The organism is Colwellia sp. 75C3 (genome assembly GCF_002836255.1).
GTDB lineage: Bacteria > Pseudomonadota > Gammaproteobacteria > Enterobacterales > Alteromonadaceae > Colwellia.
On the sequence record NZ_PJAU01000060.1, the window covers coordinates 334,901 to 349,695 of the forward strand.

At 38.8% G+C, this 14,795-nt stretch carries 10 protein-coding genes and 1 pseudogene; 9 read left to right on the plus strand and 2 right to left on the minus strand.

Annotated features, from left to right (window positions below):
* Positions 1–8: 8 nt before the first annotated feature.
* The 4 genes from pgm (at position 9) to CXF85_RS20920 (ending at position 5,651) form a co-directional block, all read left to right on the plus strand.
* Positions 9–1,670 carry a phosphoglucomutase (alpha-D-glucose-1,6-bisphosphate-dependent) gene (pgm, locus tag CXF85_RS20905; protein WP_101230578.1) on the plus strand — a complete coding sequence of 554 codons (1,662 nt, stop codon included), beginning with the start codon at positions 9–11 and terminating at the stop codon, positions 1,668–1,670.
* A gap of 318 nt (positions 1,671–1,988) precedes the next feature.
* Positions 1,989–3,170 carry a thiamine pyrophosphate-dependent dehydrogenase E1 component subunit alpha gene (locus CXF85_RS20910; RefSeq protein ID WP_101230579.1) on the plus strand — a complete coding sequence of 394 codons (1,182 nt, stop codon included), beginning with the start codon at positions 1,989–1,991 and terminating at the stop codon, positions 3,168–3,170.
* Between the two features lie 2 nt (positions 3,171–3,172).
* Positions 3,173–4,150, plus strand: coding sequence for an alpha-ketoacid dehydrogenase subunit beta (locus CXF85_RS20915; protein WP_101230580.1), 978 nt, complete (start codon positions 3,173–3,175; stop codon positions 4,148–4,150).
* A 193-nt stretch (positions 4,151–4,343) separates the two neighbouring features.
* A complete protein-coding gene (locus tag CXF85_RS20920) occupies positions 4,344–5,651 on the plus strand; it encodes a dihydrolipoyllysine-residue acetyltransferase (protein ID WP_101230581.1) in 1,308 nt (435 codons plus the stop codon).
* A 177-nt stretch (positions 5,652–5,828) separates the two neighbouring features.
* Here CXF85_RS20920 and CXF85_RS20925 read toward each other — a convergent pair whose 3' ends face one another.
* Positions 5,829–7,679: a M2 family metallopeptidase gene (locus tag CXF85_RS20925; protein ID WP_101230582.1), complete on the minus strand. Its 1,851-nt coding sequence runs from the start codon at positions 7,677–7,679 to the stop codon at positions 5,829–5,831.
* A gap of 415 nt (positions 7,680–8,094) precedes the next feature.
* Between CXF85_RS20925 and CXF85_RS23210 the strand changes: the two are divergent.
* The 4 genes and pseudogenes from CXF85_RS23210 to CXF85_RS20945 form a co-directional block, all read left to right on the plus strand.
* Positions 8,095–8,321: pseudogene (locus CXF85_RS23210) on the plus strand (hypothetical protein); the annotation flags it as partial.
* A gap of 104 nt (positions 8,322–8,425) precedes the next feature.
* Entirely contained in the window at positions 8,426–9,055 is a 630-nt protein-coding gene (locus CXF85_RS20935; RefSeq protein WP_101230583.1) for a TetR/AcrR family transcriptional regulator, read from the plus strand.
* Between the two features lie 272 nt (positions 9,056–9,327).
* Positions 9,328–10,695: a DEAD/DEAH box helicase gene (locus tag CXF85_RS20940; RefSeq protein WP_101230584.1), complete on the plus strand. Its 1,368-nt coding sequence runs from the start codon at positions 9,328–9,330 to the stop codon at positions 10,693–10,695.
* A gap of 41 nt (positions 10,696–10,736) precedes the next feature.
* Positions 10,737–11,444, plus strand: coding sequence for a hypothetical protein (locus CXF85_RS20945; RefSeq protein WP_101230585.1), 708 nt, complete (start codon positions 10,737–10,739; stop codon positions 11,442–11,444).
* 31 nt (positions 11,445–11,475) lie between these two features.
* On the opposite strand, the gene CXF85_RS20950 is transcribed toward CXF85_RS20945, so the two are convergent.
* Positions 11,476–12,393, minus strand: a complete 918-nt coding sequence (locus CXF85_RS20950) for a GGDEF domain-containing protein (protein WP_101230586.1) — start codon at positions 12,391–12,393, stop codon at positions 11,476–11,478.
* A gap of 381 nt (positions 12,394–12,774) precedes the next feature.
* Between CXF85_RS20950 and CXF85_RS20955 the strand changes: the two genes are divergently transcribed.
* A complete protein-coding gene (locus tag CXF85_RS20955) occupies positions 12,775–14,742 on the plus strand; it encodes a monovalent cation:proton antiporter family protein (protein WP_101230587.1) in 1,968 nt (655 codons plus the stop codon).
* Positions 14,743–14,795 lie beyond the last annotated feature (53 nt).

Here is a 14,795-nt window from a genome sequence, read left to right on the forward strand (position 1 = left end):
AAGATGATATGAGTATCCACCCTTTTGCCGGTAAACCTGTTCGTCCTGAAGATAGAATTAATATTGGTCAGCTTGTTAGTGACTATTTTTTGCAAACGCCAGATGTAAGTTTAGCAGCAGAGCAAGTCAGCTTTGGTACTTCGGGTCACCGAGGTAGTGCAACTAAGCGCAGCTTCAATGAACAACACATTATTGCTATTTGCCAAGCTATTGCTGAATATCGCCAACAAAATGCTATCAATGGTCCTCTTTTCTTAGGTAAAGATACGCATGCGTTATCTGAGCCTGCTTTTGCTAATGCTATTTCGGTGCTTATTGCGAACGGCGTTAATGTGGTAATACAAAGTGACGCCTTATCAGGAAAGGGCTTTACACCTACACCAGTGATATCTCGTTTAATCATTAGTCATAACAAATCAAATTCCGAAAACCTTGCCGATGGTATTGTAATTACACCGTCGCACAATCCACCCAGTGACGGTGGTATTAAATATAACCCACCTCATGGCGGACCTGCTGAAGGCGGAATTACCAAAAAAATTGAGCAGCGTGCTAATGAAATAATTACCGCAGGCTTAGTGGATGTTAAACAACTAGCTTATCCCGAAGCATTACAATCATCCTTGCTTAAACAAGAAGACTTTATTAGTCATTATGTTGACCAGCTTGATCAAGTAATTGATATGGCAGCAATAGCCAAGGCCGGTGTCACTATTGGTGTAGATCCATTGGGCGGTTCAGGTATCGCCTACTGGCCGGTTATAGCCAAGAAATATCAGCTGAATATGACTATCGTTAATGAAGTCGTTGATAGCAGTTTTGCTTTTATGCCGTTAGATAAAGATGGCAAAATTCGCATGGATTGTTCGTCAAAATACGCCATGGCAGGATTAATCGCCATGAAAGATGATTTCGATGTAAGTGTTGGTAATGATCCTGATTTTGACCGACATGGTATTGTTACGCCAAGTGGTGGTTTAATGAATCCTAACCATTATCTCGCCGTAGCCATTCACTATTTAATGACTCATAGAGATTGGCCAACGAGCTGTAAGATAGGAAAAACCTTGGTCTCTAGCTCATTAATTGACCGCGTTGCCAAACAGCTTTCACGCCCGCTTTCAGAAGTTCCTGTTGGTTTTAAGTGGTTTGTTGATGGTTTAGCTGATGCGAGTTATGCCTTTGGCGGAGAAGAAAGTGCGGGTGCGTCTTTTCTTTCTCGTGATGGCAGTACTTGGACTACGGACAAAGACGGTTTTATCTTAGCGTTATTAGCGGCAGAAATTCTTGCTGTTACCGGTAAAGACCCTTATCAGTATTACCTTGAACTAACTAAAACGTTAGGTGAACCTTGTTATGGTCGAGTTGAGGCTGTTGCTTCATTTGAACAAAAACAAGTACTAACAGCGCTATCAAGTGATGATGTTAAAGCCCAAACTCTTGCCGGTGATAACATCACTCAAGTGCTTTCACACGCGCCAGGTAATAACGCGGCAATAGGTGGCATAAAAGTGGTGACCGATAACGGTTGGTTTGCTGCTCGTCCATCTGGCACTGAAGATATATATAAAATTTATGCTGAAAGTTTTATTGATGATAACCATCTACAAATCATTATCAGTGAAGCACAAGCTATTGTAAGTGCTTCATTTAAAGCTGCTGGCTTGTAAGTTATTGCTATTTAAGGGTTATCGCTAAATCGTGTGATAACCCTTCTTCTCTTCAAAATCCCCCCTATTTGCTTGAACATAACCCACTGTAAACAATATTGCTCATTTCTTCTGACTTGCATGGCAATTCATTGTCTTTCTTTATTGAATGTCAGTTGACGTAAAGGTAAAGTTTGAATAGGTTATTACGTCGTACCTACTTCTTACTTAGAGGCAGGTATAAATTAGCTATACTAAAAAAAACAATTAATCCTAGCTATACATTTTCGCAGACTCTGACCGTAATATTTACGTGTAGGGGAACAAGAAGAGAACATTATGAGCACAGAACTTTATAATGATGGACCAGTAGTGCATCAGCCTACTTTTATCGACGGCACCAGTGTTGAAATCCCTGAACTGAGAATTTTAGACCAAGACGGTACTACTTATCCTAATGCTGATTTACCAGATATAGATCAAGCGTCAGCGACTAAAATATATCAGACACTTGCCTTTCATCGCGTATTAGATGAACGCATGGTGGCATCACAACGCCAAGGCCGTTTGAGTTTCTATATGACGGCTTTAGGTGAAGAAGCTACTAGTGTTGGTGGTGCTGCGGCATTACAGCCGCAAGATATGATTATGATGCAGTATCGTGAGCAAGGTGCATTAATGTATCGTGGCTTTAGCCTTGAAAACTTTATGAATCAGCTTTTCAGTAATGCTGAAGATTTAGGTAAAGGCCGTCAAATGCCAATACATTATGGCTCTAAAGCATTGAACTGTATGACAGTATCTTCTACGCTTGCTACGCAAATCCCTCAAGCGGCAGGTTATGCTTATGGGCAAAAACTGCAAGGACTTGATGCGGTTACCCTTTGTTACTTTGGTGAAGGCGCAGCATCAGAAGGTGATTTTCATGCGGGTTTAAATATGGCAGCAGTGCAAGAGGCGCCAGTCATCTTTTTCTGTCGAAATAATGGTTACGCAATTTCTACTCCTTCAGATGAACAGTTTAAAGGTAACGGCATTGCTTCTCGCGGTGTTGGTTATGGCATGAAAACAATTCGTATTGACGGTAATGACATTCTTGCTGTACTTAAAGCAACTCAAATTGCGCGTGCTTATGCGGTAAAAGAAAGTAAACCCGTGTTAATTGAAGCGATGTCTTATCGTCTTGGCGCACATTCTACTTCAGATGATCCATCGGGTTATCGTACCAAGGAAGAAGAAGCAAAGTGGCAAAGCCATGATCCTATTTTACGTATGAAAAATTGGATGCTTAAACAAAACTGGTGGGATGAAGAGCAAGAAACAGCGCTGTTCGAAAAGTATCGAGAAGAAGTACTAGCAGCAGTAAAAGTTGCTGAGAAAATAGATAAACCGCATATAGATACCATGATAACCGACGTTTATGATGTGCCTTCAGCGCAATTACAAGCTCAATTAGATGAAGTGAAAGTTCACGTCAAAAAATATCCAGAAGCATATCCGTTCACAGCAGGGAAATTTTAATCATGGCGCAAGTTAACTTATTACACGCTATTAATAGCGCACTAGATATTGCCATGGCTGAAAATGAGCGCACGGTATGTTTTGGTGAAGATGTTGGTCATTTTGGTGGTGTATTTCGCGCGACCAGTGGTCTCCAAGAAAAATATGGTAAAGCGCGTTGTTTTAATAGCCCGTTAGTAGAGCAGGGCATTATTGGTTTTGCTAATGGTTTAGCTGCTCAAGGTACTGTTGCTATTGCTGAAATTCAATTTGCAGATTACATCTTTCCTGCCTTTGACCAAATCGTCAATGAAGCCGCTAAATTTCGTTACCGTACCGGTAATGAATTCAATGTCGGTAAACTGACAATACGTAGTCCATACGGTGGCGGTATTGCGGGTGGTTTGTATCATAGCCAATCGCCAGAAGCTTATTTTGCTCATACACCAGGCTTAAAAGTTGTTATTCCACGTAATCCATATCAGGCGAAAGGTTTATTACTTGCTTCTATTCGTGACGATAATCCGGTGATATTTTTTGAGCCGAAGCGTTTGTATCGTGCATCGGTTGGCGAAGTGCCAGAAGAAGATTATCAATTACCATTAGGTAAAGCAGAAGTGGTACAAACGGGTACAGATATTACTTTACTCGCTTGGGGCGCACAGATGGAAATCATTGAAAAAGCCGCACAAATGGCGAGTAACGAGGGTATATCTTGCGAAGTCGTCGATTTACGTACTATTTTACCCTGGGATATAGAAACGATTACCAACTCGGTCATGAAAACAGGTCGTTTGCTTATTAGCCAAGAAGCGCCATTAACGGCAGGTTTTGCCAGTGAAATTGCGGCAACTATTCAAAGCGAATGTTTCTTACACCTTGAATCGCCCATTGCGCGAGTTTGTGGTTTAGATACGCCATACCCATTAGCATTAGAAAAAGAGTATGTTAGCGATCATCTAAAAGTGTATGAAGCCATTAAAAAGACCGTTAACTTTTAACGATAATACCAGTTTCATTAATTAGGTGGTTTACTTTATACGTAGAAAAAACGACATAATACAAGGCATTTATTCTAATAACTAGTTGTTCTAATTATTAAATAAATAACGCAGTAATTAGTTGTTTTAACCAGTAGAAATGACCACAAAATTGATGAGATTGGTATAAATCTCTATTAGCAGGAAACAGAACATGAGTATTGATTTTATATTACCTGATATTGGTGAAGGTATCGTTGAGTGTGAACTCGTCGAATGGTTAGTTAAAGAAGGTGAAGTGATTGTTGAAGATCAGCCTATTGCTGATGTGATGACGGATAAAGCGTTAGTGCAAATCCCTTCAATGTATTCAGGCGTAGTAGAAAAGCTTTATTATAAACAAGGTGATATTGCCAAAGTACATTCACCACTTTTTTCTATGACACCAGAAGGTGATAGCAGTGCTGATAATACAGCCGGAGCTGAACTAGAGGCTAATGCTGAAGTCAGCGGACAAGCTGATAGCGTAACAGCGGAACATGCAAATAAAGAAGTCGTTGCACAGTCAGTTACGAGTCCAGCAGTTGCTCCATCATCAGTCAACGGTGAAGCCGTTGTTAGCAATACTAAAACTGACAATGGTAAAGCATTAGCAAGTCCTGCAGTTAGACGTGTAGCACGTGAACTTGATATTAATATTCATCAAGTTGCCGGTAGTGGTAAAAAAGGTCGTGTCTATAAAGATGATGTGGTTGCTTATAGCCAAAATGGTGCAAGTGTTGTATCTACTGTTGTTGCCGGTGGTGCTGTTATTGGTAGTACAAGTGTAGAGCCGATTCGCGGTATTAAGAAGATTATGGCAACCGCGATGCAAAATAGTGTTAGTACTATTCCGCACTTTACTTATTGTGAAGAAATAGATTTAACTGAACTTATCGCTTTACGTGGCGAATTAAAAGAAGTTTACGCTAAACAAGATATCAAGTTAACTATGATGCCTTTCTTTATGAAAGCTATGTCATTAGCGATTAAAGAATATCCATTGGTTAATACCAAAGTAAATGATGATTGTACTGAGCTGACTTACTTTAATGACCATAATATTGGTATGGCGGTTGATTCTAAAGTGGGCTTGCTTGTACCTAATATTAAGCAGGTACAAACTAAGTCAATATTAGATTTAGCGAACGACATTATGCGTTTAACAAATGATGCTCGTAGTGGACGTGTTGCCAGTGAAGATCTAAAAGGTGGCACTATTACCATTTCTAATATTGGTGCTATTGGTGGAACTGTAGCGACACCTATTATCAATAAACCAGAAGTGGCTATTGTTGCATTGGGCAAGTTGCAAAAATTACCACGCTTTAATGAGCAAGGTGATGTTGTAGCACGCAGTATTATGCAAGTAAGCTGGTCTGGTGATCATAGAGTTATAGATGGCGGCACTATCGCGCGTTTTTGTAACTTATGGAAATCATTCCTAGAGAAACCAAGCCATATGTTAGTTCATATGAGCTAGTGAATAATACAGAGTTAAGTTACTTATTTTCTAGTATTTAATTATAGTATTAAAAAAGCCCCGTTATCTTCAGGTACTAACATTGGTTAATACTTGAAGATAACGGGGCTTTTTGTTTATAGGTCATTAACTTAATTGAAGTTAATGGCCTATATTAATTTATGTGTTTTTTAACCATTAAAAGCCACATTGTTTGCCTTGGTTTTTATTCTTCAACCAAACGTGCAATGGTGCAAAGTAATCTAAGATTGCACTAGCGTCCATTTGCTCATTACCTGTTACCACTTTATAAGCTTGTTGCCATGGTTGGCTAGAGCCCATTTCTAGCATGGTGTTAAGTGCAGCACCTGCTTCTTTAGAGTTGTATATTGAACAACGGTGTATTGGATCAGTATTGCCTGAAATTTCACATAACGCACGATGGAATTCAAATTGTTGAATGTGTGCTAAGAAATAGCGGCTATAAGGAACGCCACCAGGTACGTGGTATTTAGCTCCGGGATCAAATGCAGTAGCATCGCGATCGATTGGGGCAGCAACACCTTGGTACTTCTCACGTAATTCCCACCATGAAGTGTTGTAGTTTTCAGGAGTGATTTCACCTGAGTAAACTTTCCAACGCCATTGATCAACCATCAAACCAAAAGGAATGAAAGCAATTTTATCAAGCGCTTGCTTCATTAATAAGCCAATATCTTTTGACTCATCAGGAATGGTGTCAATTAGGCCTATTTCTTTTAAGTATTTAGGCGTAACAGATAAAGCAATGGTATCGCCAATGGCTTCATGGAAACCGTCATTAGCACTGTTTTGGAAGTATACTGGTTGATCTTTATAAGCACGTTGATAGAAGTTGTGCCCTAACTCATGGTGAATAACATTAAATTCTTCACCTGTTTTCTGGATGCACATCTTAATACGAATATCGTCTTTTGCATCAAGATCCCATGCACTGGCGTGACAAACTACGTCTCTATCGGCAGGTTTAGTGAATAATGAACGTTCATAAAAAGTTTCAGGTAAAGCGTCAAAGCCTAATGAAGTGAAAAACTTTTCAGCGCCTCTCACCATCTGTTTTTCATCGTAGTTATGTGCAGCTAATTGCTTAGTTACGCTATAACCTGGATCGGCATCTTCAGGAGCGACTAAATCATAGATATTACCCCATGACTGTGCCCACATATTACCTAATAAATGTGCTGGGATAGGTTTGTCTTGCGCCACTTTATCTGTACCGTAAGTTTCACCTAACTCAGTTCTCACATAACAATGTAAGTCATCATATAAAGGTTTTACTTGTCCCCATAAACGATCAAGCTCTTTAGCAAAATCATCGGCAGGCATATCATAATTTGAACGCCACATTGCGCCTAAATCTTTATAACCAAGTCCTTTAGCGCCTTCATTAGCAAGTTCAGCTTGACGAGTATAAAGTGGTTTCATTTCAGGGCTAATTTCGCGCCATCCAGACCACATTTCTAGTAATTCATCGTAATCACGAGAATTGGCCATTGTCGCAGTCATATCGCCTAAGCTTAATTTTTTACCGGCTTTGGTGGTATAGCTACCTTTACCGTAAAGACTACCAAGTTTAGCGCCAATGTTGGCAAGTTCAGCTGATTTCTCTGAATCTTGTGGAGCGGGCATAACCAAGCTTTGTTTTAATATGTTTAATTGACGTCTTTGTGTCACGTTAACGTCTACTTTATCAAACGTCGCGGCTTTCATGGCGTATCTAACACCAGCCTCAGTTGATTTTTGATCGGCTTCAGCGGCTAATGAAGCGGTGTCTTCAGTTATAAAGTTGGCGTAAATCCAGGCGGCACGAGAACCCTCTAGGTTCAATTTCACCATTTCTTTGGCAACATTATCTAAGAATTTTTGTGCATCTGCTGCGGTTAATGGTGCTTGTGCATTGATGGACGTTGCTTTTTCTACTGATGCCTGTTGACTTGAATCTTGACTGCACGCGGTTAAAGAAGCGGCAATAACTATAGCAAGGCCTGTAAACTTGAATGTTTTTTTCATCTGTTTCATTTTTATAATGATTATTAGGTGGGGCTAGTATATAAAATTGTGTGATTGATACAAAGTTTATAGTGGAAATAGTTACTTAGAGGAAGGAGAGCTCGAATTTTAAGCAAAAAAAAGCTCATTCAAAAGAATGAGCAAACTACAACATGAAACAGTGTTGAGATATAAAAACAATAATAAACAAAAACAATGGTATATAGGGAGTCAATTGAGACAGAGAGTTATTAAATTCACTGCTTGCTTGAAACTGAGATTATAATAAATGCTCTGCCTGTATTTTACTGTATAGATACCGTAACGATTTGTAATAGTGTCCATGATATACTAGGGTCTGTTGACCTAACTCGGTTAAATTTTGTTCGTCTGTCTTAAAGCAAGCAAAAATTTTTACTCGCGGCGGGTAGTGTGAAGCCTAGTCACTCTAAGCAAACACTACTCAAAAAAGAGTATAGTATTTTAGCCGAATCCTTCGGACAGCGTTTGTTGAGCGTTTTTACGGCGTTATCGCCTTTTTATGTGGAACAACCACATTACAAAGACTCTGCCTTGTATAAACACCCAACAAACGGCTGCAAAAATAATCTCGAAAGGTCAACAGTCCCTAGATTCCGAATTAATCTGATGAGTCGCTTTTAAAAGCTTGACCTATTTACAAAAAATACGCTATTTTAAACGGGTGTTTAAAATAGTCGTTTAGTTTATATATTAAATTATCAAAACAGCAAGTAGTAGAAGAGAGTATGAGTACTAAAAATAAAATATTAGATGCCGCCGATGTACTTTTTGCCGATAAAGGCTTTAATGGTACGTCCTTAAGAGAAATTACTAGTCAAGCTAATGTCAATTTAGCGGCAGTAAATTATCACTTTGGATCCAAAAAAGAGTTGATTAAAGCGGTTATGTCTCGCTATATGGATGAACTTTCACCTCAATTGGAATCCGCTCTATCTTTAGTTTGTGAAGCTGAATTAAAGCCAAGTCTACATGATGTTTTCTCTGCTTTTATAGCGCCATTGTTAAACCTTAATGAGTTTAAAGAAAATGGTACCAGTACTTTTTTACAGTTGCTTGGACGTGGTTATGCCGACAGTCAGGGTTTCTTACGCTGGTTTTTAACAACACAATATCCCAACGTATTCACTAATTTCACTAAAGCCGTAAAAATTGCGTATCCTGAATTAAGTACTGAAGAAATGTTCTGGCGCTTACATTTCACTATGGGCACTATTGTTTTTACTATGTCATCAAGTGAAGCCTTAATTGACATTGCTGAAAATGACTTTAACAATAAGTTAGACATAGCAGGGGTTATCGAACGCGTTATTCCTTATGTCGCTGCGGGTGTTGCAGCGCCAATTACTAATCATTAGCATCAGTTACAGTTCGACCAATACTTGCCTTGTTTCTCTTCTGAGCAACAATGGCAAGTAATATGCTAACACTCTAAACAATGCTCCAGACGGGCTAAAACCTTTCTAAATCAGTACGGTGTTTTCCTATGCCAAGACACTATCTATAAATTAATTAAATCTCACGATAATTATTCAAGACAAGTTCTGCTTTTAACAACAATTTGTATTATAATCCGCCCCAATTATGCTATTTCAGTATTTTACGAGTTTATTTAGGGTTTAGGTGACATATGAGTGTTGATGCAATTGGCTTATCAGCGGATTTATTAAAAGCGGTTAAAGAGTGTGGTTATAAGAATTTAACCCCTATTCAACAAGAAGCAATTCCTGTTATTCGCCAAGGTACTGATCTTTTAGCAAGTGCGCAAACAGGCACAGGTAAAACCGCTGCCTTTAGTTTGCCTATTTTAGATGCCATTGCTAAAGCTAATCATGCTGCTAATAGCTCTGCTAATTCTACAGATGAAGAATCTGGAAATGTAAAAAGTGCTTCAGGTCAAGCTATACGTGCGTTGATATTGACACCTACCCGCGAACTTGCCAATCAAGTTGCTGCGAATATCAAACAGTTTAGTCAATATCTACCAATCAAAAGTGGTGTTGTTTATGGTGGTGGTAAAATGCCATCACAAACTAAAATGTTAAAACAAGGTCTTGATGTTTTAGTGGCGACACCAGGTCGTTTGTTAGAGCATTTAGCGTTGCACAATGTTGACTTATCACAAGTGAAATTTCTTGTGCTTGATGAAGCCGATCGCATGTTAGATATGGGCTTTTTAAATGATATTGAAAAACTATTGTTAGCGGTTAAGCATAAGCATCAAACTTTGATGTTTTCTGCAACTTTTTCAGACCGTGTCAAATCGTTAGCAAATCAATTATTAAAATCTCCAAAAACCATCAGTGTTTCTAAAGAAAACACGACTTCTGGTAAAATTAAACAAGCCGTTTATTGGGTTACTGAAGAGCGTAAACGAGAATTACTTTCAGAAATTATTGGTGTTAATAACTGGAAGCAAGTACTTGTATTTGCAGGTACCAAAGAAAGTGCAAATACCTTAGCAAAAGAATTAAAGCTTGATGGAATAAAAGCGGCATTATGTCACGGTGATAAAACTCAAGGCGCAAGAAACAAAGCGTTAGAACAGTTTACTGAAGGCAAAGTACGTGTATTAGTTGCTACTGACGTAGCCGCTCGTGGTTTAGATATACCAGATCTTGCTTATGTTGTGAACTTTCACTTACCATTTTTACCTGAAGATTATGTCCACCGTGTTGGTCGTACAGGTAGAGCAGGTAAGTCAGGTACCGCAATTTCTTTAGTAAGTCCTAAAGACGAACGCTTTTTAGAAAACATTGAGCAATTAATTGAACGTAAGTTTGAACGAATTGTCGCTCCTGGTTATGAGTTTAATCGCTTAGAAGCTAGCGAATACCAAGAAGCAGCGGTTAAGCGCGAGAGTAAGAATAGATATCGTGCAACGCAAGAAAAGAACCAAAACTTAGCTAAAAAAGACGTTAAAATCAGAGCTATTGGTAAAAACAAAACTGATAGAACAACTACTAAATACAACAGTAAGATTCAGAAGAAACGTTAAGTTTTGCCTGTAATGCTCACTAATAGTAAGATCAAAAACCAGTGATAAGACCTATAATCATAACGGAAACACCTTTTGATAAAAGGCATTGTTGCTGGTTTTGTGGTGAGCCTAGCCAGGTTGTTTTTATTTTCCCCTCCTATAGTTCTGCCTTTTCTGATGTGAGTGATAAGCACTTATCACTCACATCTTCACACCCTGTGATCTCTGTTCCTACTTGCCGTGAGTGCCAAAAATTAGCTAATAAAGCGGAAGAAAGTACAATTTTGGCCGTCAAGGCTAATGTAAAACGACAGTTGATACAGCGTTATGCTAAAGACCTCGCTATTGGAGTTAACTGGACAGAACATGAGTTGGCAACAAGTGAATTTGAGCAAGGGAACTTTGCTGGTTTTGCTCGAAGTGCCTGGTTTATGTACCAAGTGGCAAAAACGAGAGTAAGCTACTTGGCTTGGCCTCTAGTGGCTAATGGCATTGAACTTGAAGAAATTGACCTTGAGGAAATACAAGCAGATAGCTTTACTTTTGATGGTGTCTTATATCCCTCTTTATCCGATGCTATTAATCACTATGCAAAGATATTTCTATTAGATGAACATTATGTTATCGCTGTTTTACAACACCTGGGTAATGGTGATATTGATGAGAAATCATTTGCCCAGGCAGTCCGGTTTTGTCGGTTATTGGTTAATGCTAGCCCAAGTGAACGCAAAGTAGCCTTTAAGGAACTTGTTGCTAACAATCAGTGATGATTTAGTGATTGTTAGATGTTCATAGAGGTTATACCACACTTAAACGAGTAGCTGATTGCATCTTTCTACGATAAAGCGTTTCATCTGCTCGCTCAAAAAAGCTAATTTCATTATCAGCTCTATTCATAAAGGTTGAACCAATACTACAGCCTAGTTGGTATTTGTTTAACAGTACATTACTCGTTAATGCCAGATTTATTCTGTTTTCTATAATGGTTAAAGCCGTATCGTTAGCATTTTCGACGATAATAGCAAACTCATCGCCGCCAAATCTAAATAAACCATCGGAGTCACGGATACACTGGCGTAAAACATTAGCGAATTCTTGTAAAACTAAATCGCCAGTAAGGTGACCATGAGTATCATTAATTATTTTGAATTTATCTAAATCACCTAAAACTAAGCCAACCACACTATGATGGCGATTTGCATTATGCATTGCTCGTTTTAATTGTTCGTCAAAATATCGGCGATTACCTAACCCAGTTAACGCATCTTGCATAGCAAGTTCCATGGCAGCATGATAAGCAATGGCATTTTTAAGCGGGTGTAATAAACACTGGTGAAGTTGCTCTAACACTTTAAAGTTAGTTAAGCTAATAGGGCTATTGATGCCATAGCTGAGTGTACCAATAAAATCATCAGCTATTTTTAACTCAAAACGACGCTCTTTTTTAGCCTTTCTACTACCACGAAGTACTTTATTCAGCTTATGACTTTTAAAGTACAGACCTGAAAAATCAATATACCGGGTAGCTTCGACTGAAAAAATATGTATTAGCTCATCTATATCTAGTGTGGTTTGTAGCTTGGTCATCAGTGCTAATACCTGACGTTTATCAAAAACAGTATTGGTAAAAGTTTCAGCAACAAGCGCATCAGTGCTTAATGTACTATAGGTATTGAATGGTGAAAATCTATTATCAAGTACGTTTAGTGTTTGCATACTACAACCTCATTAACTTTATCTTATAGCGTCAATTGATAAATTAAGACTGCTCCTAGAGCATATTTTGACACTATTTTTAGCTATTTAGATTAAAGCAATAAATGTACCAGATATGTTGCGCTTTATTTATTATTACGCAGTGGCCTATGCGTTAATTCACTGAAATATGTTAACTGATTGAAATATAGTTTTTTTTGTTGCAAAAATACTTTAAGGCTAGGTAAACTAAGGTTAAGGTCTGTATTTATATGGCTAGAGTCATTACTTTAGCGGCAATAAGTTGCCGCTCGGCAAACCCCTTCTTTTTGAGGGAATCATTGCTAGCTACTAATATTAGCAAAGTAAAAAACAGTAAAATAACGTCAAAAAGGAAATTGTGTGAGCGGATACTTTGAAATTCTTGCGATATTAACTTGTGCCGTTTTTGTGGTATGGCTGTTTCGTCGAATTAAATTACCAGCAATACTCGCTTATTTAGTGGCAGGGGTGATCGTTGGTCAACATGGTTTAAATATCGCTCATGATCAAGTCGATTATGATCACTTTGCAGAGCTCGGTATTGTCTTTTTACTTTTTACCCTCGGGCTTGAGTTTTCATTGCCACGGCTAATGGCTATGCGACACTTAGTTATCTCGGTAGGTAGTCTACAAGTAGCTATCTCATTGCTTGTCTTTATGATTGCAGGCGTATTCTTCGGGTTAAGTGTACCGGCCGCATTTGTTGTCGGTAGTATATTAACGCTCTCTTCAACGGCAATAGTTATAAGACAATTAAGTGAAAGTGGCGCTATGAAGCGAAAGTCAGGGCAGCTATCTGTCGCGATTTTACTTTTCCAAGATGTGGCCGTTGTTCCTCTATTAATTATTATTCCTATGTTGGCACTTGATAGTCAAACCTCAATGGTCTGGGCGTTGATGCTTGCCATGGTAAAAGGTGTTGTCGTTGTCGCATTATTATTATTAGTGGGTAAATGGTTGTTACCAAAAATATTTAACATTATTGCGCAAGTACGTACCGATGAACTCTTTGTATTAACCACGTTATTGGTAACTTTATTAGCTGCGGCTTTCACTCAATGGTTCGGCTTATCTATGGCATTAGGTGCTTTTCTTGCGGGTATGATGTTAAGTGAAAGTGAATATAAACATCAACTCGAAGCCGATATCAGGCCATATCGCGATATTTTATTAGGCCTATTCTTCATCACTGTCGGTATGAAACTTGATGTCGGTTTACTCGTTACATCACCGTTTAGTTTATTGGGCTTGATGATTTGTTTTATGGCAATAAAAGTCCTAGTTATTAAAAGCCTTGCCGTTAAAGCGGGCGAATCGAGTAAAGATGCTTGGGCCTCAGGCCTTATGTTGGCGCAAATGGGCGAATTTGGTTTTGTATTAATTGCACTCGCAAGTCAGACTCAAGTATTACCACTTGATGTAGCTTCCATGTTACTGGGTGCAGGTGTCATCAGTATGGCAATTACGCCTTACATGATGAATAACGCCAGGTCTTGGGCACTGTTTTTGAGTCAAGAAAAAACACCAGACACTCTAGATTTATCTCAATTACCAGAAAATAATACCCTAGAAAAGCATGTGATAATTTGCGGCTTTGGCCGAGTGGGTCAAACAGTCAGTCGCTTTTTAAAGCAAGACGACATTGATTTTGTCGCTATTGATGTTGATCCACTTCGTACACAAAAAGCAAGAGAAGCAGGGGAGAACGTACTCTTTGGTTCATCACGTCAAACGGAAGTGCTTAACGCTGCGCATCTATCCAAAGCTAAATTGGTTGTCATTGCCTTTGGAGATGACAAACAATCAGTTGAAGTGATTCAAAAAGTAAGAACAATGAATGAAGATGTACCTATTTTAGTAAGAACTCGCAATGATGACCAACTTAATGCGCTTCAAGAAGCGGGAGCTAATGAAGTTGTACCGGAAAGTTTGGAAGGCAGTTTGATGTTAGTATCACAAGTTTTGTCGTTATCTGGCGTACCATTTTCCCGAATTATGCGACGAGTGCAAAAAGAGCGGAAAAATCATTATAACCACTTACATGGATTTTTCCAGGGTGAGCAAACTGATATGAGTCCTGAAGCAATTGACCGAATTGAATTCGCTCATGCTATTCTTATTAACAACAATTCTTTTGCCTGTGGTAAAACACTGGCCTCATTAACGTTAGAGTCGCGCCGTGTTCATATTGTCGCCTTACATCGCGATGATGTTGAAACAGAGTCACCAGATTTAGATACCCTATTACAAAATCAAGATACCTTAGTTGTTAGAGGCAAACCAAGAAGAGTTGAACGGGTAGAACGCTATCTTCAGGAAGGTATCTAATACCCATTTGAGCGGTTTGGCTTGATTTTATTCCTATGCACAACAAGATCAAC